At 64.2% G+C, this 22,737-nt stretch carries 19 protein-coding genes; 7 read left to right on the top strand and 12 right to left on the bottom strand.

What is annotated here, in order from left to right:
• Positions 1–79 precede the first annotated feature (79 nt).
• Genes FFS49_RS02170 through FFS49_RS02145 form a run of 6 tightly spaced genes read right to left on the bottom strand, consistent with a single transcriptional unit; the run spans position 80 to position 6,456 of the window.
• Positions 80–1,117: an ABC transporter permease gene (locus FFS49_RS02170; RefSeq protein ID WP_105818234.1), complete on the bottom strand. Its 1,038-nt coding sequence runs from the start codon at positions 1,115–1,117 to the stop codon at positions 80–82.
• Positions 1,118–1,135: 18 nt separating this feature from the next.
• Positions 1,136–2,674, bottom strand: a complete 1,539-nt coding sequence (locus FFS49_RS02165) for a sugar ABC transporter ATP-binding protein (protein ID WP_105818235.1) — start codon at positions 2,672–2,674, stop codon at positions 1,136–1,138.
• A gap of 12 nt (positions 2,675–2,686) precedes the next feature.
• Positions 2,687–3,463 (bottom strand): SDR family oxidoreductase, encoded by a 777-nt coding sequence (locus tag FFS49_RS02160; RefSeq protein ID WP_105818236.1) that lies wholly within the window; start codon positions 3,461–3,463, stop codon positions 2,687–2,689.
• A 43-nt stretch (positions 3,464–3,506) separates the two neighbouring features.
• Positions 3,507–4,784, bottom strand: coding sequence for an L-fuconate dehydratase (locus FFS49_RS02155; protein WP_039366246.1), 1,278 nt, complete (start codon positions 4,782–4,784; stop codon positions 3,507–3,509).
• A gap of 23 nt (positions 4,785–4,807) precedes the next feature.
• Positions 4,808–5,650: an ureidoglycolate lyase gene (locus tag FFS49_RS02150; RefSeq protein ID WP_105818237.1), complete on the bottom strand. Its 843-nt coding sequence runs from the start codon at positions 5,648–5,650 to the stop codon at positions 4,808–4,810.
• Between the two features lie 41 nt (positions 5,651–5,691).
• The gene (locus tag FFS49_RS02145; protein WP_039366243.1) at positions 5,692–6,456 is read right to left on the bottom strand and encodes an SDR family oxidoreductase; all 765 of its coding nucleotides are present in this window, start codon (positions 6,454–6,456) and stop codon (positions 5,692–5,694) included.
• Between the two features lie 661 nt (positions 6,457–7,117).
• Between FFS49_RS02145 and FFS49_RS02140 the strand changes: the two genes are divergently transcribed.
• From FFS49_RS02140 to FFS49_RS02125, 4 genes are all read left to right on the top strand, one after another.
• Positions 7,118–7,408 carry a DUF3331 domain-containing protein gene (locus tag FFS49_RS02140; RefSeq protein WP_039366241.1) on the top strand — a complete coding sequence of 97 codons (291 nt, stop codon included), beginning with the start codon at positions 7,118–7,120 and terminating at the stop codon, positions 7,406–7,408.
• 169 nt (positions 7,409–7,577) lie between these two features.
• A complete protein-coding gene (locus FFS49_RS02135) occupies positions 7,578–8,564 on the top strand; it encodes an oxidoreductase (RefSeq protein ID WP_137909781.1) in 987 nt (328 codons plus the stop codon).
• 214 nt (positions 8,565–8,778) lie between these two features.
• Positions 8,779–9,075: a DUF4148 domain-containing protein gene (locus tag FFS49_RS02130; protein WP_039366237.1), complete on the top strand. Its 297-nt coding sequence runs from the start codon at positions 8,779–8,781 to the stop codon at positions 9,073–9,075.
• Positions 9,076–9,722: 647 nt separating this feature from the next.
• The gene (locus FFS49_RS02125; protein WP_137909780.1) at positions 9,723–11,681 is read left to right on the top strand and encodes an acyltransferase family protein; all 1,959 of its coding nucleotides are present in this window, start codon (positions 9,723–9,725) and stop codon (positions 11,679–11,681) included.
• 23 nt (positions 11,682–11,704) lie between these two features.
• Here the strand turns inward: FFS49_RS02125 and FFS49_RS02120 are convergent, their stop codons facing one another.
• The 6 genes from FFS49_RS02120 to FFS49_RS02095 all read right to left on the bottom strand — a co-directional run bounded on the left by FFS49_RS02120 (position 11,705) and on the right by FFS49_RS02095 (position 17,436).
• Positions 11,705–12,898, bottom strand: a complete 1,194-nt coding sequence (locus FFS49_RS02120; protein WP_137909779.1) for a TauD/TfdA family dioxygenase — start codon at positions 12,896–12,898, stop codon at positions 11,705–11,707.
• Positions 12,899–12,920: 22 nt separating this feature from the next.
• A complete protein-coding gene (locus FFS49_RS02115; protein ID WP_137909778.1) occupies positions 12,921–13,877 on the bottom strand; it encodes an alpha/beta hydrolase in 957 nt (318 codons plus the stop codon).
• 33 nt (positions 13,878–13,910) lie between these two features.
• Positions 13,911–14,399 (bottom strand): thioesterase family protein, encoded by a 489-nt coding sequence (locus FFS49_RS02110; RefSeq protein WP_137909777.1) that lies wholly within the window; start codon positions 14,397–14,399, stop codon positions 13,911–13,913.
• A gap of 12 nt (positions 14,400–14,411) precedes the next feature.
• Positions 14,412–15,377: an L-carnitine dehydrogenase gene (locus FFS49_RS02105; protein WP_137909776.1), complete on the bottom strand. Its 966-nt coding sequence runs from the start codon at positions 15,375–15,377 to the stop codon at positions 14,412–14,414.
• Between the two features lie 87 nt (positions 15,378–15,464).
• Positions 15,465–16,394 carry a 3-keto-5-aminohexanoate cleavage protein gene (locus FFS49_RS02100; RefSeq protein ID WP_039366557.1) on the bottom strand — a complete coding sequence of 310 codons (930 nt, stop codon included), beginning with the start codon at positions 16,392–16,394 and terminating at the stop codon, positions 15,465–15,467.
• An 88-nt stretch (positions 16,395–16,482) separates the two neighbouring features.
• The gene (locus tag FFS49_RS02095) at positions 16,483–17,436 is read right to left on the bottom strand and encodes a choline ABC transporter substrate-binding protein (RefSeq protein ID WP_046548500.1); all 954 of its coding nucleotides are present in this window, start codon (positions 17,434–17,436) and stop codon (positions 16,483–16,485) included.
• Between the two features lie 806 nt (positions 17,437–18,242).
• Between FFS49_RS02095 and FFS49_RS02085 the strand changes: the two genes are divergently transcribed.
• The 3 genes from FFS49_RS02085 to FFS49_RS02075 all read left to right on the top strand — a co-directional run bounded on the left by FFS49_RS02085 (position 18,243) and on the right by FFS49_RS02075 (position 22,721).
• Positions 18,243–21,041: a PQQ-binding-like beta-propeller repeat protein gene (locus FFS49_RS02085; RefSeq protein ID WP_137909774.1), complete on the top strand. Its 2,799-nt coding sequence runs from the start codon at positions 18,243–18,245 to the stop codon at positions 21,039–21,041.
• A 99-nt stretch (positions 21,042–21,140) separates the two neighbouring features.
• Positions 21,141–21,602, top strand: a complete 462-nt coding sequence (locus tag FFS49_RS02080; RefSeq protein WP_137909773.1) for a hypothetical protein — start codon at positions 21,141–21,143, stop codon at positions 21,600–21,602.
• Positions 21,603–21,767: 165 nt separating this feature from the next.
• A complete protein-coding gene (locus tag FFS49_RS02075; RefSeq protein ID WP_137909772.1) occupies positions 21,768–22,721 on the top strand; it encodes a CPBP family intramembrane glutamic endopeptidase in 954 nt (317 codons plus the stop codon).
• Positions 22,722–22,737: the final 16 nt, after the last annotated feature.

The raw sequence follows: 22,737 nt of genomic DNA, 5'->3' as shown, positions 1-22,737 counted from the left end.
GTATCGACTCAACCGACTGGAACGACTGGGACGCCGGCCGGAACCGGCGATGAAGCACATGCCTGCGTCAGTGCATGCATCAGCGGCGCCGCCGGCGCAGGATGTCGACGTAGACGGCGAGAATGATGATCACGCCCGTCACGACCGTCTGCCATTCCTGCGCGACCGACATGATGCGCAGGCCGTTCGTCAGCACGCTCATGATGAACGCGCCGATGATGGTGCCGACGATGCTGCCCGCGCCGCCCGACAGCGACGTGCCGCCGATCACGACGGCCGCGATCGCATCGAGCTCGTAGCCTTGCCCGAGCGCGGGCTGCGCGGAATTCAGCCGCGACGCGATCAGCAGCCCGGCGATCCCGCACACCGCGCCGCTGAACGTGTAGACCGCGATCTTCCACGCATCGACGTTCACGCCCGACAGCCGCAGCGCTTCCTCGTTGCTGCCGAGCGCGAACGTATAGCGGCCGAAGATCGTGCGGTTCAGCACGATCGATGCGCCGATCGCGACGAGGAACAGGATCAGCACCGCGTTCGGAATCGGCAGCGCGGGGATCAGGTTGCCGATCAACGAATCCTGCGCGATCGACGTGAAGCCCGGCGTGTCGTTGAAGTAGATCGGCCGCGTGCCCGAGATCACGAGCGACAGCCCCTTGAGCAGCATCATCATGCCGAGCGTCGCGATGAACGGCGGCACCTTCATCTTCGCGATCACGAAGCCCGACACGCTGCCCGACAGCGCGCCGAAGCACAGCGCGGCGAGGATCCCGAGCGGCAGCGGCATCCCCCATTTCGTCAGCACGACGCCGGCCATCACCGCGCAGAACGTCATCAGCGTGCCGACCGACAGGTCGATGCCCGACGTGATGATCACGTACGTACAGGCGACGGCCAGCACGCCGTTCACGGCGGTGGCCTGCAGGATCGCGACGAGGTTGTCGACTTCGAGGAAGTTCGGCGACGCGAAGCTGAAGAACACGATCAGCAGCACGAGGCTCGCGAACGCGAGCAGCTTCTGGCGCGCGGCCGGGTTGAAGAAGCGCGACTTCAGGCTCGATGCGGCGGCCGGCGTGTCGCCGGAAGCAAGGGGCGGAACGGAGTGCGTATCGTTGGACATGATCGGTAAGCGTCGAAATCAGGACAACACGGTCGACTCGCGCTGCGTCGCGAGCTGCATGATCTTTTCCTGCGTGGCGTCGGCGGCACGCAATTCGCCGGTCACGCGCCCTTCGCACATCACGAGAATCCGGTGGCTCATGCGCAGCACTTCGGGCAACTCCGACGAGATCATCACGATCGCCTTGCCGTCGGCGGCGAGCGCGTCGAGCAGCTTGTAGATCTCGCTTTTCGCGCCGACGTCGATGCCGCGCGTCGGCTCGTCGAAGAACAGGATGTCGCAGTCGCGCAGCAGCCACTTCGCGATCACGATCTTCTGCTGGTTGCCGCCCGACAGCAGCCGCGCCGGCTGCGCGACCGACGGCGTGCGGATCGCGAGCTGCCGCACGTACGCCTGCGCGGTGTCGCGCAATTCACGCGCGTCGAGGAACACGCCGCGGCGCACGAAGCGGCGCATGCTCGACAGCGCGATGTTGTTCTGCACGTCCATCCCGACCGCGAGCCCGAAGTGCTTGCGATCCTCGGACAGGTAGCCGATGCCGTGCTTCACCGCGTCGGCCGGCGTGCGGATCGTCACCGGCTTGCCATGCACGCGGATCTCGCCCGCATCGACCGGGTCCGCGCCGAACACCGCACGCGCGACCTCGGTGCGGCCCGCGCCCATCAACCCGGCGAAGCCGAGGATCTCGCCGCGCCGCAGCGTGAAGCCGACATCGCGGATCGCACGGCCGCGCGACAGCCCGCGCACTTCGAGCGCGACGTCGTTCGCGGACGTATCGGGCGGCGTGCGGAATTCGGTCGCGAGCTGGCGGCCGACCATCATCGCGATGATCGCGTCCATCGACGTGCCGGCCATCGGCACGGTCGCGACGTACTTGCCGTCGCGCATCACGGTCACGCGATCGGCGATCTGGCGCAGCTCGTCCATCTTGTGCGAGATGTAGACGATGCCGACACCGTGCGCGCGCAGGTCGCCGATGATGCGGAACAGCTCGGCGATCTCCGCGTTGTTGAGCGCGGCGGTCGGCTCGTCCATGATCAGCACGCGCGAGTCGAACGACAGCGCCTTCGCGATCTCGACCATCTGCTGCTTCGCCACCGTGAGCCGGCCGACCGGCGTACGCGGGTCGAGATCGAGCCGCATCCGCGCGAAGATTGCGGCCGCGTCGCGGTTCAGCTTGTCCTCGTCGACGAACACGCCGAAGCGCCCGCGCGGCTCGCGGCCGATGAAGATGTTCTGCGCGACGCTCAGGTGGTTCATCAGGTTCAGTTCCTGATGGATGATGCCGATCCCGAGCGCCTGCGCGGCGCGCGGGTCGGCGATTTCCACCGCGCGGCCGTCCATCCGGATCTCGCCGTCGTCGCGCTGGTAGACGCCCGCCAGGATCTTCATCAGCGTCGACTTGCCGGCGCCGTTCTCGCCCATCAGCGCATGCACTTCGCCGGCACGCAGGTCGAAATGGCAGTCGTCGAGCGCCTGCACGCCGGGAAAGCGCTTGCCGATGCCGGTCAATGCGATCAGCGGCGGTACGGGGTTCGGTGTCAGCTCGGGTTGCATGGCTCGCCGCCCTCAGCTGATCGCACGGTCGAGATGCGTATAGCCGCCGTCGACGAACAGCCACTGGCCCGTCGTGTGCGAGGCGCGCTCCGACAGCAGGAACACGGCCGTATCGGCGATTTCGTCGGCCGTCGTGAAGCGTTGGCCGAGCGGCACCTTGCCCGCGATGCCGGCCAGCTTCGCGTCGGGGTCGTCGAAACCGGCGAGCCAGTTCCGGTAGAGCGGCGTCATCACCTCGGCCGGAATCACCGCGTTCACGCGCACGCCGTCGTCGCGCAACGCGACGGCCCATTCTCGCGTCAACGCGAGTTGTGCGCCCTTCGATGCGCAATAGCCGCTCGTGTTGCCCTGCCCGGTGACCGCCGTCTTCGACGAGATATTGACGATCGCGCCACGCGCCGCCTTCAGATGCGGCACGCAGTAATGCGCCATCACGTAGTAGTGGATCAGGTTGCGTTCGAGCGATGCGACGAACGCATCGCGCCCGGCCTCGAGCCCGATGCTGTCGTTGACGCCCGCGTTGTTGACCAGGCCGTCGAGCCGGCCGAAGCGCGCGACCGTTTCCGCAACGGCATCGCGGCACTGCGCATCGTCCTGCAATTCGACCGGGATGCACGCGGCCTGCGGCTGCTTCTGCGCGAGTACGCGCCAGAACGCATCGTCGGGCGCGTGGCGCGCGAACACCACCGGAATCGCGCCTTCTTCGGCAAGCCGCATCGAGATCGCGGCACCGATGCCCGACGCGCCGCCGGTCACGATCACGACCTTGTGTTGCAGATTCAAATCCACTTCACGTCTCCGTCGTTCATGTTGTCGGCACGCTCAACGCGTGTCAGCCGCGGAACCGGTACTGCTCCAGCGATTCGGGCTTCATCTCGATCGAGAAACCGGGCGCCGTCGGCGGCATATACGCCGCGCCGCGCACGATGCACGGTTCGACGAAATGCTCGTGCAGGTGATCGACGTACTCCGTCACGCGCCCTTCCTTCGTGCCGGCAATGCAGATGTAATCGATCATCGACAGATGCTGCACGTACTCGCACAACCCGACGCCGCCCGCATGCGGGCACACCGGCAGCCCGTACTTCGCGGCCATCAGCATCACCGCGAGAATCTCGTTCACGCCGCCGAGCCGGCACGCATCGATCTGCACGACGTCGATCGCACCGCGCGCGATGAACTGCTTGAACAGCACGCGGTTCTGGCACATCTCGCCGGTCGCGACCTGCACGGGCGCGATCGCGTCGCGGATCTTGCGATGCCCTTCGACGTCGTCGGGGCTGGTCGGCTCCTCGATGAACCACGGCCGCGCGAACGCCAGCTCGCGCACCCAGTCGATCGCCTCGTCCACTTCCCACACCTGGTTCGCGTCGATCATCAGCTTGCGGTCCGGGCCGATCACCTCGCGCGCGATCGTCACGCGGCGGATGTCGTCCTCCAGGTTCGCGCCGACCTTCAGCTTCACGTATTCGAAACCCTCTTCCACCGCATCGCGACACAGCCGCCGCAGCTTGTCGTCGCTGTAGCCGAGCCAGCCGGCCGACGTCGTGTAGCACGGGTAGCCGTCGCGCTCGAGCAGCGCGATCCGGTCGGCCTTGGCCGGCGCCTGCCGGCGCAGCAGGTCGAGTGCTTCGTCCGGCGTCAGGCAGTCGGTCAGGTAGCGGAAGTCGATCGCGCGCACCAGTTCCTCGGGGCTCATGTCGGCCACGAGCCGCCACAGCGGCTTGCGTTCGGCTTTCGCCCACAGATCCCACACCGCGTTGACGACCGCGCCCGTCGCCAGGTGGATCGCGCCCTTGTCGGGGCCGATCCAGCGCAACTGGCTGTCCGACGTGACGTGCCGCCAGAAGCGGCCCATGTCTTCGCGGATCCAGTCGAGGTCGAGGCCGACGACGAGGTGACGCATCGCGTCGATCGCCGCGCAGCAGATTTCGTTGCCGCGCCCGATGGTGAACGTGAGGCCGTGACCTTCGAGCCCGTCATGGTCGGTTTCGAGCACGACGTAGGCCGCCGAATAATCGGGGTCCGGATTCATCGCATCGGAGCCGTCGAGCTGGCGCGAGGTCGGGAAGCGCACGTCGAGGACGCGCATCGATCGAATGATAGGCATGACGAACCGTCCGTAAAAGGAAATCAGGCCTGTACGGTTCGCTGGCGTTGCTCGCCGAGCCCGTCGATGCCGAGCGTGATCACCTGTCCGGCGCGCAGGTAGACGGGCGGCTTCTGCCCGAGGCCGACACCCGGCGGCGTGCCGGTCGAGATCACGTCGCCCGGCTGCAGGCTCATGAACCGGCTCAGGTAGCTGACCAGGTGCGGCACGCGAAACACCATCGTCGCGGTCGTGCCGTTCTGGTAGCGATGACCGTCCACTTCCAGCCACAGCCGCAGCGCGTGCGGATCGGGCACTTCGTCGGCCGTCACGAGCCACGGGCCGAGCGGCCCGAACGTGTCGTGGCCCTTGCCTTTGTCCCACGTACCGCCGCGCTCGAGCTGGTATTCGCGCTCCGACACGTCGTTCACGACGCAGTAGCCGGCGACGTGCGACAACGCGTCGGCCTCCGCGATATAGCGGCCGCCCTGGCCGATCACCACGCCGAGCTCGACTTCCCAGTCGGTTTTTTCCGAGCCGCGCGGAATCTCGACGTCGTCGTTCGGCCCGGAGATCGCGCTCGTCCACTTGCCGAACACGACGGGCTCCTTCGGCACCTCCATCCCCGATTCGGCCGCGTGGTCGGAATAGTTGAGACCGATGCAGATGAACTTGCCGACGCGGCCGACGCACGCGCCGAGCCGCGGCGTGCCTTCGACCAGCGGCAGCGACGACGGCAGAATGTCGCGCAGCCGCGCAAGCGACGCCGGCGCCAGCACATCGCCGGCGATGTCGTCGATCACGCCGGACAGGTCGCGAATATGGCCGTGCGCATCGAGCAGGCCCGGCTTTTCATGGTGTTTGTCGCCAAATCTCAGCAGTTTCATGTCGTGTTGAACCGATACGGAAAGTGAATGGGAAGGCGCGATCAGTTCGACCAGCCGCCGTCGATCAGGTGGATCGCGCCGGTGGTGAACGACGCTTCGTCGGACGCGAGGTACAGCGCGAGCGCGGCCACTTCCTCCGCGCGGCCGATGCGGCCGATCGGCTGGCGCGCGACGAACGCCTGGCGCACCTCGTCGGTCGACACGTGGCGCGTGCGCGCCTGGTCGGCGATCCGCTGCTCCAGCGACGGCGATTCGATCGTGCCCGGGCAGATCGCGTTGCAGCGGATGCCCCGCTCGACGAAATCGGCGGCCACCGCCTTGGTCAGGCCGATCACGGCCGCCTTGGTCGTGCCGTAGACGAAGCGATTCGGCACGCCCTTCACGCTCGACGCCGCCGACGCCATGTTGATGATCGACGCGCCGCCGGCTTCGAGCATCGCGGGCAGCAGCGCGCGGATCAGCCGGTACATCGACGTGACGTTCAGATTCAGTGAGAACGCCCATGCCTCGTCGTCGCAGTCGAGGATCGAGCCGTGGTGCACGAAGCCCGCGCAGTTGAACAGCACGTCGAACGCGCGCGCGCTCGCGGCAAGCGCCGCGACGTCCTGCGCATCGGTCACGTCGAGCCGGCGCGTGGTCAGCCGGCCGCCCGCGCGCTCGGCGTCGGCCTCGAGCCGCACGAGCGCGGCTTCGTTGATGTCGGTCGCCAGTACGTCGGCGCCCTCGCTCGCGAAGCGCAGCGCGGTCGCGCGGCCGATGCCCTGCCCGGCCGCCGTCACCAGCGCGCGTTTGCCCTGCAATCTCATGAGCAACTCCCGAAAAAGCCGGCCATCCGACGGCCGATTGGCACAAAGGACTAAAGGTCCAACCAATCATAGGAAGTGACGCCGCGTTTGTCACGAATTCGGGATTCAGTATTTACCCGGGAGGGGAAATCGGGCTGTCGAACAAAGATTCGACGTTCGACGGCGCTCTGGAGCACGTCTCGGGATTCGGAGACATCCGATACCGGCGGGCCTTCCAGGCGATTTTTTCGCGTACGCCCGACCCGACATCCCGCCAAACTGACGAAAAAGTCATGTTCACGTCAGGGTCTCAACGGGATGCGCGCGCCATCATGACGTACCGGACTGCGCTTCCGGTCCATCGCCACCCCGCCCGCGTTCGATCCCTGCGGGCACTCCGTCCCCCCGGCGATGGGCTCCGTGACTGGGCGAGCAGACACGGCGCGCAGGCCGATTTTCCGCCCCGGGCTTCGCGTCCGGGGCGTTTTTGTCTGTGGTTTCCAAGAAAATAAGCCTGGATTGTTTCTAAATCGGCAAAAGGTAATTTGAGCCAGACAGGATGTTTTTTCCGGTCACAGACGCTTACATTTAGCGCACCACTCATGGAAACCGCTACGGATTCGCCATCGGGTAGTGACATCCACTGCCATGACCGAACCGCACGAGCTTTAGGAAACGGCAAATGAAGGCCTCCAAATCCCTGCCTGCGCTCGATCCCGCCGACGTTCACGTCGAAATCCTCGAACGTTCCGATACGCTACTCGTCGTCCGCTGGGTCGAGCCCGGCCGCTGTCACTACGGTGAACAGCGCTGGCGCCGCCGCTTCGCGCAACGCACCGGCACCTGCGCGCTGTCGCGCCAGGTGATCCACCGCGGCGACGAAGTCTTCCGCCCGGCCGAACGCCCGGCACCCGCGAACGCGGCCGCGATGATCTCCGCCGCTGAAGTGCTCGCGCTGGCCGGCGGCAGGTAAGTCCTCCCGGCCACACACGGCACGGCGCGCGGCGCCACCCGATGCGCCGGCCCTAGAAGCGCCGGTCTAATTCCCCCGCTTGTCTGCCACGCCCGCGCGCACTATCGTTACACCACTCAATGTAATGATTACGCGCCGCGGCCGCCCGGTCGCGCCGATGGAGGCAGACATGCATGCATGGAGCGCGCGCCACGTCCCGGCGCAAGGCGGCAAGGTCGCGGTCGTGACCGGCGCCAACAGCGGGCTCGGCTGGCAGCTGGCGGAAACGCTGGCCGCGAAAGGCGCGACGGTCGTGATGGGCTGCCGCGACGCCGCCCGCGCCGCGCAGGCGGCCGATGCGATCCGCCGGCTCCATCCTGATGCCCGCATCGAAGTCGATGCACTCGACCTCGCCGATCTCGCGTCGATCGCACGCTTCGCGGCCGACGTGGCCGAACGCCATGGGCGCGTCGATATCCTCTGCAACAACGCGGGCGTGATGTTCCTGCCGCTGCGCCATACGCACGACGGCTTCGAGATGCAGTTCGGCACCAACCACCTTGGCCATTTCGCACTGACCGGCCATCTGCTGCCCGCGTTGCGCGCCGCGCGCCGGGCGCGGGTCGTGACGATGTCGAGCGGCCTCAACCGCGGCGGCCGGATCCGCGTCGACGACCTGCGCGCCGAGCACCGCTACAACCGCTATCTCGCCTATTGCGACAGCAAGCTCGCGAATCTCGTGTTCGCGATCGAGCTGCAGCGCCGTTTCGAGCGCGCGGCGTTCGCCGGGATCAGCGTGGCCGCGCACCCGGGCTACGCGGCGACCAACCTGCAGTTCGCGGGCCCGGCGATGGACAGCTCGCCCGCCCGTGCCGCGCTGATGCGCGCCGCGAACCGTTATCTCGCGCAGCCGGCCGACCAGGGCGCGCTGCCCGCGATTCATGCGGCAACCGCCCCCGATCTCGCCGGGGGCGCCTACATCGGGCCCTCCGGCTGGTTCGAGTCGCGCGGGTTGCCGGCGCCCGCGAGCGTGCCACGCGCGGCACGCGACGTGGCCACGGCGGCACTGCTGTGGGAAGCCTCGGAAGCCGCGACGGGCGTGCGCTTCCTCAGCTCGAGCACGCCGGCCGGACGCTCGCCGGGCCGGCCGTTCGACATGGCGGCCGAGGTCCGCTGAACCGCGCATCGCCCTCCGCGATATCCACCAGACTTGTTGCACCAACCGAAAAGAAAGCTGGTTGAAAGACTGATTCGACGGACTACTGTTACCGCTCAGGAAACAATTTATCGTCAAAACCAGCGTTTACCCTGAACCTTCCGATGACTAAGATTTGATCAATCGCTTAAGACATGGTGTCGAGAGCGAACTCAATAAAACACCGGAGGTCATCATGAAATCGCTCGTTTCCGCAGTCGTTGCCGCTGCCGCCCTGTCCGCTTCGTTTGGCGCATTCGCCCAAAGCACCGTGACCCGCGCTCAAGTGCGCAACGAACTGGTTCAGCTCGAACAAGCCGGCTACAAGCCGGGCGTGTCGAGCCCGTACTACCCGAACGACATCCAGAGCGCCGAAGCGCGTGTTCATGGTGCCGACACCAGCGGCTACGGCGCACAACCGGCTCCGGCCGTCCACTCGGGCGCTCCGGCTGCATCGTCGAACGCGCGCGACTCGATCTTCTTCGGCCAGTAAGCCGATGCGCCCTCGGCGGGCGTCGCGCGTCGCGTGATGCAGCGCGAAAGTCAGGACGAGCCCCCTTGCGGGGCTCGTCTTTTTTGTGAAACGCATACCTCCGCCGCCCGGCAGCGGGTGGCTTCGCCCGGGCGCCTGGCGTCCGGGTGTTTTTTCGCGGGTGAGGTCAAGCAACGCACGCCGCATCCGGAGCCGGCCAACAAAAACGACAAGCGCCCGAATCTCGAATCGACTTGCGCATGGCGACCCTTCGCAAGGCCATTTCGCCGCATACCATCGCCGGGCCCACCGCTTGCGGCCGCAACCAACGACTTTTCAACTCCGTAGCCCCCCGGCAGCAATCGAATCGCTGTGTTGAATTTCGCCGGCTTTCGTCGGCGTGTCCGGACCACTCGAAACAAGTAAATGAAATGGCGCCGAAGAAAAGTCTGCCGACCGCCCCTTCGACAGGCAGACATCACTCGCGATTCTTTTGCTCAAGTTTTCGACGCAGACGCCGATATGCATCTAGCCGTTCCTGCGGTCGGCGCAGCAATCGCCGCTGGTCAAAAGTAATGGCCGGCTTCGCAGGAGCGAAATCGCGCAATTAAATACCCGTCCGACTTTCCCGTGCCAGGGCAGATCGGATCAGAATTAGAACGACCAATATGGATTTGTTACGGGGTGGTGCCGGCAGCGAACCGGCACCAAGGACGCTTCGCGCGTCCAAAAACAATTCGCTTTCACGAAATGGGGCGACGGAATATCGTCGCGATATCGACGGACTTCGCGCAATCTCCGTTCTCGCGGTTCTCGTATTCCATGCATTTCCCGCGCTGTTACCTGGCGGGTTCGTCGGCGTCGACGTGTTTTTCGTCATATCCGGCTACGTCATTACAAAGCATGGGCTACGCGAGCTCGATGCCGGCACATTCAGATTTTCCGGGTTCTACGCACGAAGGATCCGACGGATCTTCCCGGCACTATTGCTCGTCCTCGTCGGCGTGTTCGCATTCGGCTGGCAAAACATGCTGCCCGAGGAGTTCAAACAGCTCGGCAAGCACATCGCGGGCGGAGCGACCTCCATCGCAAATCTCGTACTTTGGCGTGAGGCGGGTTATTTCGATGTATCCGGCGAGCAGAAGCCGCTTCTTCACCTCTGGTCTCTCGGTGTCGAGGAACAGTTCTATCTCGTATGGCCGGTGTTGCTGGTGGGCGCGTACCGCCTGAGATGGTCGCCGTTCTGGCCGATCGCGATCGTCGGTTCAGGCTCCTTCCTGCTGAGCGTGCTCACGTTGTCGCATGACCCGGTCGCGGCCTTCTACTCACCACTGACGCGTGCCTGGGAGCCAATGCTCGGCGCCTTCCTCGCGCTCAGGCACCACGTTGTCGGCGGGCGGACATCGTCTGTCGACTCGGCGAAAGCGAAAGCGAAAGCGAAAGCAGGTATCGGTATCGCACTGCTGGCTGGCGCCATCGCCGTCATGAACCCAACCCTGCCATTTCCGGGTGGGTGGGCGCTCGTGCCGACGGTTGCGGCGTACTTGTTGATCGACGCCGGTTCCAGCGCGCCGTTCGCACAGAGCGTGCTATGCAGCCGGCCGCTGGTAATGGTCGGTCTCATCAGCTACCCGCTCTATTTGTTTCATTGGCCGATGCTGTCGGCGCTCCGGATCATGAGTAGCGGTACCGCGCCAGTGCTGTGGCGTGCCTTGGCGTTGCTGGCCTGCTTTCCACTCGCATTGTTGACGTATCTATATCTGGAAACACCGATCCGGAAATCCCGTTACCCGAGGCTGACCGTCGCAACGCTGCTCGCCCTGATGGCCGGATGCGCCTATGCGGGCTACAACGATTATTCACGAGGCGGCCTGGAGTTTCGCATGTCGCGAATGGTAGGCGCGTTTGCCGATGGGGTGGACTTCGACAGGGACCGGCTCTGGCGCCGCGGGCAATGCTATCTCGAAGGAGACGATCAAGGATTCAGCCCGGCTTGCGTGGACGGCGGATCGGGGCCTGTCGTCATGCTTTGGGGAGATTCGCGTGCCGCAGCGCTGTCTCCGGGCTTGCGCAGTGCGAGTGCCGAACGCGGTATTCGATTCGCGCAGTTCAGTACGTCCGGCTGCCCGCCACTCGTCGATGGCGGCGACAAGCGATGCAAGGAATCCAACGCCCAAGTGCTCGGCCTCGTGCAAACGATCAAACCAGCGACCGTGCTGCTGACGGCGAACTGGAGTTCTGATCGCCTGCATGCGCTTCCCGCTACGGTCAACGCGTTGCGTAGCTCTGGCGTCAGGCGGATCGTGCTGATCGGCCAGGTCGCCACTTGGCAGAGCTCGCTTCCCAAGCTGTACTGGCTTTACTGGCGCGAACATCACCAGACGCTGCCGTCGCGGACGACCTTCGGGCTCGATCCGGCATCGAAGCGCTACGATCAACAGGGCGCCGACGTCGCGAAGCAACTCGGAATCGAATATGTCTCGGCGTTCGATGCGATGTGCAACGCGCTAGGATGCATCACACGAACCGGCAGCGGTCGTGGCAGCATCGTGATGTTCGACGACTCGCACTTGACGCCGGCAGGCGCCGTCGCGGTGTCCGGCCGCATCGCGCCGGACCTGTTTTGAGCACGGCTGTTGCCACTGCTCACTCAACGACAAGGGCCGGCCGGCACCGATCGCGACAGCACCCGCCATCGCGACAGCAACTCGTCGCGATCCACGTAGCAGCCCTGCAGGTGCCGGCGGCCGGTAGACGGATCGAACTCGGTGCGCGCATGCATCACGCGGCGGTTGTCGAACGCCCACATGTCGCCCGCCCGCAGCCGGCGCTGCACGCGAAAGCGCGGCTCGCGCGCCAGCGCGAGGAACCGCCGGTACGCACGATAGACGGCGGCGACCGAGCCGGCCGGCGCATCGAGCGGCCCGCGCAGGAAATTCGCGACGCGCACTTCCGTCACATTGCCGCGTGCGTCGAGCCCGATCACCGGCGCCGAGCAGCGGTAGTCGCTGTTCGCACTCTTGTTCCAGAACTCGAACGGCGTCGACGCGAGTTGTTCGAAATCCGCCGGATGTTCGCGCCGCAGCGCATCGGCGAGCGCGAAGCCGTCGAGGAAGATACTGTCGCCGCCGGTCGCGTCGTTCGCGAGGCAATGCAGGAACTGCACGCCCGGCTGCAACTCGCGGGTCGGCAAGTCGGTATGCGGCGGCAGGTTGAGCGACGTATACGCATTGCTGTCCGGGCGCGGCTTCGATTCGACGTCGAACAGCACGCCGAAATTGCTTTCGCGGATCAGGCCGACGCGGCGCGCGATCTCGTCGACACGGCCGCGCTCGGCCGGCACGCCTTCGACGAGCGTCAGCCCCGTGCGTTGCAACGCGGCGAGCCATGCGAGCAAGGCGCGGTCGTCCTCCATCACGTCGCGCCACGCGAACACGCCGATGGCCGTTGCGTCGTCCCCCGCCCACACGTGCCGCCCGTGCGCGGCCTGGCGCTCCGCGCGCGACGCGTCGTCGTACGCATGCGCGCGCAACCAGCCCGGCGACCACACGCTGAGATGGCCGTCGTTCCACTCGACATGCAGCGCGCCGTCGGTTTCGACGTGCACCGTCAGCGCGGCGAGATCCTCGCGCGCATCGGCGATCTCGAACACCTGCTCACGCGTGACGGCATGCACGCACGCGGAACACGCGCAGTTGTCGCGCAGCCAGTCGAAATGAAACGGCGATCGTCGCGTGTCGCTCCATTCGACGTCCACCGCGCCATCGCCAATCGTCGCCGCCGCAATGGCTGCATCGCCCGAAAACGTCCGCCAGTCCTCGATACGGTGTTGCGCTGCCTGCATCGTTGCCTCCCGGAAACGCCCGCTACGCATGTGGTGCGAGCAGAAACCCGCCGACCGTCCGGTGCAGCCGCGCCGCCTGCGGGCTCGTTCCGAGCGCGCGCCAGCAGCCGTGCACCAGCCCCTCTCCCATCCAGTAGTGCGCGGCACCGCCGGCCGCGCGAATCCGTTCGACGTACACGCGCGCGTCGTCGCGCAGCGGATCATGCTCCGCGCCGATCGCGAGCACCGGCGGCAAACCGTCGAAACGCGAAGCCGCGAGCGGCACCGATGCGCGCAGCAGCGGGTTGCCGTCTCCCAGCGCATCGAGCAAGCCGCCTTCCCAGTACAGCGCGCGATAGCGATGAACGTCGTCGAGCGTCAGCATCGGCGCGTGCGCTTCCGTTTCGCGCGCGGGCGATTGCGGTTCGAACCCGAGCATCGGATAAACGAGCGCGATGCCGTCGACACCGCCTTCACCCGCATCGCGCAGCGCGGTGGCCACGCCCGCCGCGAGCATGCCGCCCGCGCTGTCGCCCGCGAGCGTCAGCGGATGCACGCACGGCCCGAACGGCCAGCGTGCGTCGCGCGCGGCGCGCGTGACCGCCAGGCAATCTTCGAGCGCGGCCGGCGCACGATGCTCGGGCGCCAGCCGGTAGTCGACCGCGATCACGGCGAGCCCCGTGTCGGCCGCCAGTTGCGCGGTGATCAGCGCATGACTGTCGAGCGAGCCGACGACGAAGCCGCCGCCATGAAAGAACAGCACCGTGCCGCGCGGCGTGTGCTGCGTGAACGTGTAGCGCCGCAGCGCGATCGCACGACCGTCGGCGGCCTGCCAGACGGCGTCCTGCTGCACGATGCCGGCCGGCAGCGCGGGCGGTGTCCATTCGGCCGCGAAGCGGTCGTACAGGCGGCGCTGTTCGGCGGGCGAGCGCGCCGCCGCGTCGGCCGGATACCACGCGTCGACAGCCGCAACGAAGGCCGCGATTTCCGGTTCGAGCATCGTGTGCGCTCCGAGGTCGAAGGTTCGCGCCGGCTAACGGCGCGGCGGCAGCCCGATCACGCGGCCCGCATACGCGGGCGCCGCGCAATCGCGCTGCAACGCATGCAGCTCGGCCACGCGTGCAGCCACGTCGTCGTCGAACGGCGCCGATTTCGCGCCGTCGCGCGTATCGACGTGCAGCAACATCTGCTCGCTCGCCGACACCGCATCGTCGTGCCCGCCAGCGAACAGTTCGAGATACAGGTGCAGCCGCTTCGCATCATGCGCGAGCACACGTGCGTCGACGCGCACCTGTGTCCCCTCCTTGATCTCGTGCAGGTAATTCACGTGCGCTTCGAGCGTGTAGACCGAGCGGCCCCGCTCGCGACGCGCGGCGTCATCGAGGCCGATGCGATCCAGCAGTGCATCGGTCGCGAAGCTGAAGATCAGCAGATAGAACGCATCGCGCAGGTGGCCGTTGTAGTCGACCCATTCGGGCCGCACCACGTCGCGGTAAACCGTCAGCGGGGTATCGCCGGTCATCGTCTCTTGTCCTCAGTCTTCGAATCGCATCCCGTGCCGCGCCTTCACGGCCGCGATCGACTTCAGCACCTCGGTGATGCACTCGTCGCGATAGCGCTCGAGTTCCTTGATGCTGCGCGTGCCCTGCTGTTCGGTCGTGCCTTCGACGACGCTGTCGATCAATGCATCGGTGAGCGTGGGCGCGACCAGCTTCGTCCACGGCAGTTCGAGCGCGGGGCCGAACTGCTGCATGAAGTGTCGCATGCCCGCGTCGCCGCCTGCGAGCGTGTAGGTCAGGAACGTGCCCATGAACGACCAGCGGATGCCCGCGCCGAAGCGGATCGCGTCGTCGATCTCGCCGGTCGTCGCGACGCCTTCGTTGACGAGGTGCAGCGCCTCGCGCCACAACGCTTCGAGCAGCCGGTCGGCGATGAAGCCCGGCACTTCCTTGCGCACGTGCAGCGGCCGCATGCCGAGCTTGCGATAGACCTCCATCGCGCCTTCGACCGCTTCCGGCGACGTGCGCGCGCCGCCGAGCACCTCGACGAGCGGCAGCAGATAGACGGGATTGAACGGATGGCCGACCACGCAGCGCTCCGGACGCGTCGCCCGCGCATAGAAATCCGTGGGCAGCAGCCCCGATGTCGAGGATGCGATGATCGCGTCGGGTTTCGCCGCGCGGCTGATCTGCTCGTGCAGCTCGAGCTTCAGCGCCTCGCGCTCGGGCGCGCTTTCCTGGATGAAATCCGCGTCGGCGACGCATGCCTCGATCGTCGAGACGAAACGCAGCCGCGCGGGATCGGCGCCCGGCGCGAGACCGACGCGCTCGAGCGCGGGCCACGCATTCGCGACGTTCGCGCGCAGCCGCTCTTCCGCGCCCGGCGCCGGGTCCCATACGACCACGTCGAGACCGTGCGCGAGCGCGCGGGAAATCCATCCGCTGCCGATCACGCCGGTGCCGATGGCGGCGAACGTCTTGATGTCGGTCTTCACAGCCATGTCAACGCATCCTTCAAATCAGGGGAAATCGGTGGGCGGCCGCGCCTGTGCGCGCCGCCGCGTCGTATCAATCAGTCAGGGAAACACTCACGCGAACTCGGCGATCGCACGGCGTTCGAGCGGACGCTCGCCGCGTGCGGGCAAGCCGAGCTTGCGGCGGCCTTCGGCCGGCGTCAGCACGCGGGCACCGAGGCGCTCGATGATCTCTCTCGCGCGCTCGACGAGCGTGCCGTTGGTCGCATGCACGCCGCGATCGAGCCAGATGTTGTCTTCGAGGCCGACGCGCACGTGGCCGCCGAGCAGCATCGCCTGCGCGACCATCGGCATCTGCATGCGGCCGATCCCGAAGCCGGCCCAGTGCGCGCCCGGCGGCAGGTTGTCGACCATCGCCTTCATCGTGCCCGTGTCGGCCGGTGCGCCCCACGGAATGCCGAGGCACAGCTGGAACAGCGGCGGATCGTCGAGCAGTCCTTCCTTCAGCAACTGCTTCGCGAACCACAGATGGCCCGTGTCGAAGATCTCCAGCTCCGGCTTCACGCCGAGCTCCTGGATGCGCTTCGCGCCGGCGCGCAACTGCGCGGGCGTCGATACGTAGATGTAATCGCCGTCACCGAAATTCAGCGTGCCGCAGTCGAGCGTGCAGATCTCGGGCAGCAGATCCTCGACGTGCGCGAGGCGCGTGAGGCCGCCGACCAGGTCGGTGCCCTTGCCGAAACGCATCGGGTCCTCGCCCGGGCCGATCTCGAGATCGCCGCCCATGCCGGCCGTCAGGTTGATGATCACGTCGACGTCGGCCGAGCGGATGCGGTCGACCACTTCGCGGTACAGGTTCGGGTCGCGGCTGCCGCGCCCCGTCTGCGGATCGCGCACGTGGCAGTGCGCCACCGTCGCGCCGGCCTTCGCGGCCTCGATCGCGGCCGCCGCGATCTCCTTCGGCGTGACCGGAATCGCCGGATGCTTGCCGACCGTATCGCCCGCGCCGGTGACGGCGCAGGTGATGATGACTTCGTGGTTCATGCTGGTTGCCTCGCTTGAATCGGGTTGTGTCGCAATGCGGATTTCGTCAGGGCGCGCCGCGCGCAGCGCGCGGGCCATCGGCCATCCGTCACAGGCCGAGATACGCCTTCACGGCCGGCAGGCCATCCTTGCCGTCGAACGTCTTGACGCCCGCGAGCCACGGATCGAGCACCTGCGGGTTCTTCTTCAGGTACGCCTTCGCGGCATCGGCCGGCTTCGTCTTGTTCATCACCGACTGCATCAGCTGGTTCTCGAGCTGCGTCGAGAAGCGCAGGTTCGTGACGAGCTTGCCGGCGTTCGGGCAGCGTGAAATGAAGTCCGGCGCCGTGAGCGTGTACACGCGCGCTTCGCCGTAGTTCGGCCCGAACGACGCGTCGCCGCCGGAGAGATAGTTCATGCTGAGCTGGATGTTCATCGGGTGCGGTTCCCAGCCGAGGAAGACGACCCACTTCTTCTCGCGGATCGCGCGCTCGACCGTCACCAGCATCCCGGCCTCGCTCGACTCGACGAGCTTGAAGCCGCCGAGCCCGTACTGGTTCGTGTCGATCATCTTCTGGATCGTCGCGTTCGCGCTGCTGCCCGGCTCGATCCCGTAGATCTTGCCGTCGAGTTCCGCGCGGTGCTTCGCGATGTCCTCGAAGGTCTTCAGGCCGGCCTGGTATTCATAGCTCGGCACCGCGAGCGTCGCCTTCGCGCCCGACAGGTTCGGCGGCTCGACGACGTTGATCGACTTGCTGTCGAGGAACGGCTGGAGCTGCTTCTGCTGCACGGGCCACCAGTAGCCGAGCGATATGTCGAGCTGCTTGCTCTTCAGGCCGGCAAACGAGATCGGCACCGACGCGATCGTCGTGGTCGGCTTGTAGCCGAGCGCCTCGAACACGGTCGACGCGAGCGCCGTGGTCGACGTGATGTCGGTCCAGCCGATATCCGCGAAACGCACGGTGCGGCAGGCCGCGGCATCCGTTTCGGCCTGCGCCGCGTGTGTGAACGCGCCGGTCGCCAGCACGGCCGCGACAAGCGCGGCGATCTTCGTCGACTTCATGGTTCGTTACCTCCCGGTTTGACTCGCGGCAGCCGGTGCGCGGGGTGTGCCCGGCCTGCATCGTGGGAGTAAAAGTAACGAGCCATATTGGCCGCGAGAAGACCGGCGGCGACCTGTTCTTGACTATTTGCGACTATGAGTGGAAACCACTAGGTTTCCTGAGAGGCTTGATAGGCGGGGTTTTCATACGTTTTTCCGATGGATTCGGCTTATCCGCATGCGGCGCGATGCTGGTGAGGGAAGACTGGACAAAACCAAGGATGGCTGCCCAACAGCCTTTTCATCCCACGCAGATACAGCGCGAATCTCTCGAACCGGCTTTCCCGCCGGTTCTTTCATTTGGTGCCAGGTTGCCGATCGCGCCCCGTGCACCCGGCACTTTGTCGCTTTTACAAGACAAAGACGCGGGTGTTAGCGGCCCTCTCAGGCCGCTCAGTTTGCGAACACAGGGCGTACGCTCCGAAGTACCGACTCGGCCGATATCGGTTTCAGCGAGAATTTAATTTTGACGACAGCGATGTTTAGTATCGATAAATCGAATATTTCGCTTCTGTCGCGTCGGCGAAACCCACTTATATCACCAATAAAAAATAGGCAATTATTTTCATCGTTAAAATATTCTAAAAATATTTTCGCTTTATTTCGTATGAGCAATGCAGAATTCGAGCGCCGCACAATTGATTTTACGCGCCAACTGCGGAATGCATCTGTAACCTTTCGTTATTATAAATGAAATTCTTGGCGATCTTCAAATCCCACATAGTGTGACGGGGATTGATGCATTCCGCCTGCCCAGGCGAATCGCGATGGAGACACGTGAAGTAATCGACCGACTAAAAAACATGAATGATTTCAGCCTGGACAGGTGGACCGCGCTACGTTACCTAATTGAGTCGAAATGCATATTTCGCGCGCCGAAACACAAGCTTGTATCGTCGAGCGGAAAGTCCCTTAAATGGCTGATCGACTTACGGCCAATCCTCCTTTCCACAGAAGGGCTCGATACACTCGCGGATTTATTCTGGAATCGTTATGCGGATCAATTGCCGTTTCAGGTCGGCGGCATGGAAATGGCCGCTGTCCCGCTCGTGGCTGCGATTCTTATGGCCGGCGCACGAAACGGGCACAACCTCGGCGGCTTCATCATTCACAAAGAGCGTAAGCGTTACGGCCGGATGAACGCGATCGAAGGCGAGGTTTCAGATGCGCCCATTCTGCTCGTGGATGATATTTTCAACAGCGGCGCGAGCATTGAACAATCACGCGTTGTATTAGCGGAAATTGGCCGCCCGATCTGGAAAGTATGGAGCGTGATCGACTACCAGTCCAATATGGGTGAGGACTGGCAAAAGCGACATGGCGTTACAGTAGAATCTGCATACGTTCTCGGTGATTTCGACCTGAAACTGTCAATTCCGAAGAGCCATTCAACGCAGCTTTCGTTCCTCGTGCGCTGGCTCAGTAAAGCGGCCTCTGCGAATCACCACTATGTCGTACCGAAATCCGCACCGCGCGCGCAAGGCGGCCTGATCTATTTCGGAACCGACAGCGGCGAAATGCGTTGCATCGATGGCGCAAGCGGCGAAACGCGCTGGAATTTCAAGATCGAGGCGGCGCGCTCGAAAGGGATTTGGTCTACGCCGTACGTGACGCCCGAGCGCGTCTTCTTCGGCGGCTACGACGGTAACCTGTACGCGTTGTGTGCCCAAAGCGGCCGGGAAATCTGGCGATACGTCGAACCCGATTGGATTGGCTCTTCACCGGCCTATGCATCCGACCTGAATCTGGTCTTTATCGGCGTTGAATACGCCAGTCCGACGCGAGGCGGCGGCATAGCCGCGATCGACGCTGAAACCGGTCACAAGGTCTGGGAATGCCCGGTCCGTTGCTACGTCCATGGCTCCCCGCTCTATGCCGCTGATGGTTCGCTGGTGCTCTGCGGCACGAACGACGGCGCCCTGCTGGCGCTCGACGCATGTACCGGCGCACTTCGTTGGCAGTTTCAGACGAACGGCGCGGTCAAGCATGCGCCCGCATTCGATCCCGATCGCCGGCAAGTCGTGTTCGGATCGTTCGACGGTGGCATTCGCGGCGTGAGCCTCGATAGCGGCGAACTGAAATTCTGCATCCAGACCGGCAACGCCGTCTACACAACACCGCTGATCGACGGTGCTCGCGCCTACTGCGGCTCTACGGACAAATACCTGTACGTGATCGATTTGGCGACCGGCGAAGGAATCGCCAAGATCGGCGCACACTCGAAGATTTTTTCGTCGCCTGCCCGCATCGGCCCATGGATTTGGTTCGGAAGCACGAACGGGCGCGTACGCGCAATCGATCCTCAAACGTTTGCGCTCGCAGGTGTATTCCAGCTTCCTGATGCCGTGACAACATCCGTCGAATACGACGCTGTCAATCAGATACTCACGGTTGCGACGACGGCTAATCGCCTATACGGCGTGTCTGTGACGCCGCCAGTCATGCGCGAACCAGCACAAGACGCGCAGTCACCGGTTGACGTGACCGCATTACAGCTTGCGCGGCTTGCTGTCGATGCAATTGCGAATCGCTCCGCTCTGCCTGATCCGCGAGGATACAAATTGACCGGAGCACGCCCGCAAGGTGGTGTCTTCGTGAGCCTGCGAAATCGCGCGACCTTGCAGCGCATCGGGCGTGGCGGTCAATGGACGTTCGACCCACGCGACCTATCACCGGAGTTGTCGGTCATCGTGGCGGTGACGAAGGCGTGCGCGAACCTGGCCGTCGATTCGCTGCGCGATACCGCCGTTAGCGTGAGCCTGTTCGGACCGCTTGAGCAAGTCACAGTCGACCAGTTGGATCACGAAAAATTCGGAATACTCGTGCGCGCAACGGCAGGCGGCAAGCTCGGCGGCGGGCTGCCGAACTCCCCTGAATATAGCAACGAACACGGCCAATATCTGCACGCGCTGCGCAACGCCAAACTGACGCCCAGCGAAGGGCACACGCTTTACCGCCATACCGTTGAACGACAGACAGATGATATGTCGTGGCCGGCTTATGGTGTTCCGCTTCCATACGACGCGACGGCGCTAACGCGCTTCGTGTCGCGGTTGCTCGATCCACGAAAGCAGGACGAGCTGGAAGATTCGTTCTCGGGCGTGGTAGATCGACTTTCTGCTCTGGCCGTCACTCGGTACGTGGATGCAGAGTTCACCACGCAGCTTGTGCCGGCGCCCAAGATGGCGAATTTTCCTGATCTGCAACAGTCCCTGTCGGACCAATGTATCGGTGCGTCGCACGTGTTCCTGTCGCTGATATTCAACGGCCGTCCTGTTGATCGCACGCGCTATCGCGGTCACTTCCGTATGGATCGGGATGCGCTGATCTGCCGAAACGGAAATCAGGCACAAGCTTTCTTGCCTGTATTGACATTGCATCAGTGGACGGACGAAGAGTCGTTCATCGCGGCGCTGCCGGATATTCCGGCCTCAACGTGGGAAGTCGCTCCTTGCCTGACCTGGGCGATAGCGGACAGCGAAAATCCCATTCCAGTGCGCGGCGCATTCACCGAACAGACGCACACGCAACCGCCGTCGCAAGTGCTGCAACGGTCGGAATCCTGACGCACGACCTTTGTTTCGACAACCGATTGAGAATCAATGGCTGCGCGGGTGCCATTGTGGATGTACACGTCAAACCCGCATATTTCAGGAGTGGATCACATGCAAACGATTGACGATCTGGATTTGCTGCGCTACGTGGCCGGTGGTGATGGTGATGGCGGCGGCGATGGCGATGGTGATGGTGGCGGATACGGCGACGGGGATGGGGATGGGGATGGGGACGGCGACGGTGATTCCGCCGCCGATTCGGCAGTAGGCAGCGACGCGACGTCGCTGGCCGACGCAGGCTTCAACTCCGATGCCAACGATTCCATCGGGCAGGCTGAAAACAACGGCCAACTCGCGGAAGCCACGAAGGGCTTGCAGGACGAATCAATGTCTACGTGGGGCGGCGCGGCAGTTGCCGGATATGACGCCGCGCAACAGGGTCTTTCGTTGGGTCAGGCTGAAACTGCCAACCTCACCTCCTTCCAATCTTCTCCGATCGGCTTCGCCGCAGGATACGCGGTTGGCGCTGCCGCACACGGGCTCGGCATCGGTGGCGGCGGTCACAACCACTAAGCAGCGCCCTGATGTACAGGCCATGAACCCAGCCTGATCGATGAATGACGGCGCGCTACTGGTCCCGCGACTGGACGTCTGATCTTCATCGATATGGCACCACACAGCGCACCGCAATTGCGTTGCTAAAAGCAAGCAACCGTTGTTTCACTCGATCATCATTCCATGAAAACCAAAGACGATATAACGCGTGCGTTTATTGATCTTGCCAAGCTTGGCCGGACTGATTGGCGAGCAACCGCATCGACGATCCTTCTTAGCGCGCTCGTGAGTATCATCGGCACGCTTGGGATCCTGATGTTTTCGGGCTGGACTCTGTATTTCAAGAATTTTGATGCCGCTCGCGCAGCTATCTCGCTGTACACCAATACAGCCAGCACCACGGGCATCATAGGCTTCTGGCTTGCATGCAAGATCGTCTTGCGACGCCCGTACCTCTCCCTGATTTCCGTCGACCTACGTTTCAAACTTCGGCGTTGCCTGTTCGGCGCGGTTCTTTATCTGCCTGCCTTCGTGATATCGGCCGCAGTCATGTCCATCTATACGTCGATTCGAATTGGCACATGGACGCTTCCGTTCGGGCACCTTCAACTGCTGCAGGAAATTCCAGGTTTCGGTCGGATTCTCGGGATGCTCGCCGCGTGGTTCGGCATTCTCGTTCTCGCGTTTGCCGAGGAATTGTTTTTCCGTGGGTGGTTAACGCAAACGCTCGGGCAATATGTGCGTTCCCCGCTCATTGTCGTCGCAATCGTTGCCGCCCTCTTCGCGATCTACCACACACAGTACGACTGGCCCATCAAAACGACATTGTTTTTTTGCTCGCTTGGGTTTTCTGCATTGAGCTTACGCGATCAACGACTGGAACTGTCGATCGGTGCACATACGATGATGAACATCTGCGCAATGATGCTGCCGATCCTGTTCACCCACGCGCAGCCACATGCGCACATTTCAACGCCCGGATTCGTAAACAATCCAGGCCTGATAGCTGATGCGGTTGTCTTTGCCATTCTCAAAGGTGTCCTGCCTTTCGCTTTGATGTATTGGCTTTTGAAGAAGACGAACGGCTGGTTTGTGTCTAAAGAAGCCGCAAGCGCCGTCGGTGCTCAGCGCGTGTGATCATCCGCTGACCGCA

This window comes from Burkholderia sp. 4NA327C6 (assembly GCF_005502655.1).
Taxonomy (GTDB): domain Bacteria; phylum Pseudomonadota; class Gammaproteobacteria; order Burkholderiales; family Burkholderiaceae; genus Burkholderia; species Burkholderia contaminans.
The sequence above is the reverse complement of the archived record's forward strand: the minus strand, read 5'-3'. Positions and strand labels throughout refer to the sequence as shown.

Bases quoted from the DNA above. Each gene is read 5' to 3' on its own strand.
- FFS49_RS02170 (WP_105818234.1), bottom strand. From the start codon at position 1,117: ATGTCCAACGATACGCACTCCGTTCCGCCCCTTGCTTCCGGCGACACG.
- FFS49_RS02165 (WP_105818235.1), bottom strand. From the start codon at position 2,674: ATGCAACCCGAGCTGACACCGAACCCCGTACCGCCGCTGATCGCATTG.
- FFS49_RS02155 (WP_039366246.1), bottom strand. From the start codon at position 4,784: ATGCCTATCATTCGATCGATGCGCGTCCTCGACGTGCGCTTCCCGACC.
- FFS49_RS02150 (WP_105818237.1), bottom strand. From the start codon at position 5,650: ATGAAACTGCTGAGATTTGGCGACAAACACCATGAAAAGCCGGGCCTG.
- FFS49_RS02145 (WP_039366243.1), bottom strand. From the start codon at position 6,456: ATGAGATTGCAGGGCAAACGCGCGCTGGTGACGGCGGCCGGGCAGGGC.
- FFS49_RS02140 (WP_039366241.1), top strand. From the start codon at position 7,118: ATGAAGGCCTCCAAATCCCTGCCTGCGCTCGATCCCGCCGACGTTCAC.
- FFS49_RS02135 (WP_137909781.1), top strand. From the start codon at position 7,578: ATGCATGCATGGAGCGCGCGCCACGTCCCGGCGCAAGGCGGCAAGGTC.
- FFS49_RS02130 (WP_039366237.1), top strand. From the start codon at position 8,779: ATGAAATCGCTCGTTTCCGCAGTCGTTGCCGCTGCCGCCCTGTCCGCT.
- FFS49_RS02125 (WP_137909780.1), top strand. From the start codon at position 9,723: ATGGATTTGTTACGGGGTGGTGCCGGCAGCGAACCGGCACCAAGGACG.
- FFS49_RS02120 (WP_137909779.1), bottom strand. From the start codon at position 12,898: ATGCAGGCAGCGCAACACCGTATCGAGGACTGGCGGACGTTTTCGGGC.
- FFS49_RS02115 (WP_137909778.1), bottom strand. From the start codon at position 13,877: ATGCTCGAACCGGAAATCGCGGCCTTCGTTGCGGCTGTCGACGCGTGG.
- FFS49_RS02110 (WP_137909777.1), bottom strand. From the start codon at position 14,399: ATGACCGGCGATACCCCGCTGACGGTTTACCGCGACGTGGTGCGGCCC.
- FFS49_RS02105 (WP_137909776.1), bottom strand. From the start codon at position 15,377: ATGGCTGTGAAGACCGACATCAAGACGTTCGCCGCCATCGGCACCGGC.
- FFS49_RS02100 (WP_039366557.1), bottom strand. From the start codon at position 16,394: ATGAACCACGAAGTCATCATCACCTGCGCCGTCACCGGCGCGGGCGAT.
- FFS49_RS02095 (WP_046548500.1), bottom strand. From the start codon at position 17,436: ATGAAGTCGACGAAGATCGCCGCGCTTGTCGCGGCCGTGCTGGCGACC.
- FFS49_RS02085 (WP_137909774.1), top strand. From the start codon at position 18,243: ATGGAGACACGTGAAGTAATCGACCGACTAAAAAACATGAATGATTTC.
- FFS49_RS02080 (WP_137909773.1), top strand. From the start codon at position 21,141: ATGCAAACGATTGACGATCTGGATTTGCTGCGCTACGTGGCCGGTGGT.
- FFS49_RS02075 (WP_137909772.1), top strand. From the start codon at position 21,768: ATGAAAACCAAAGACGATATAACGCGTGCGTTTATTGATCTTGCCAAG.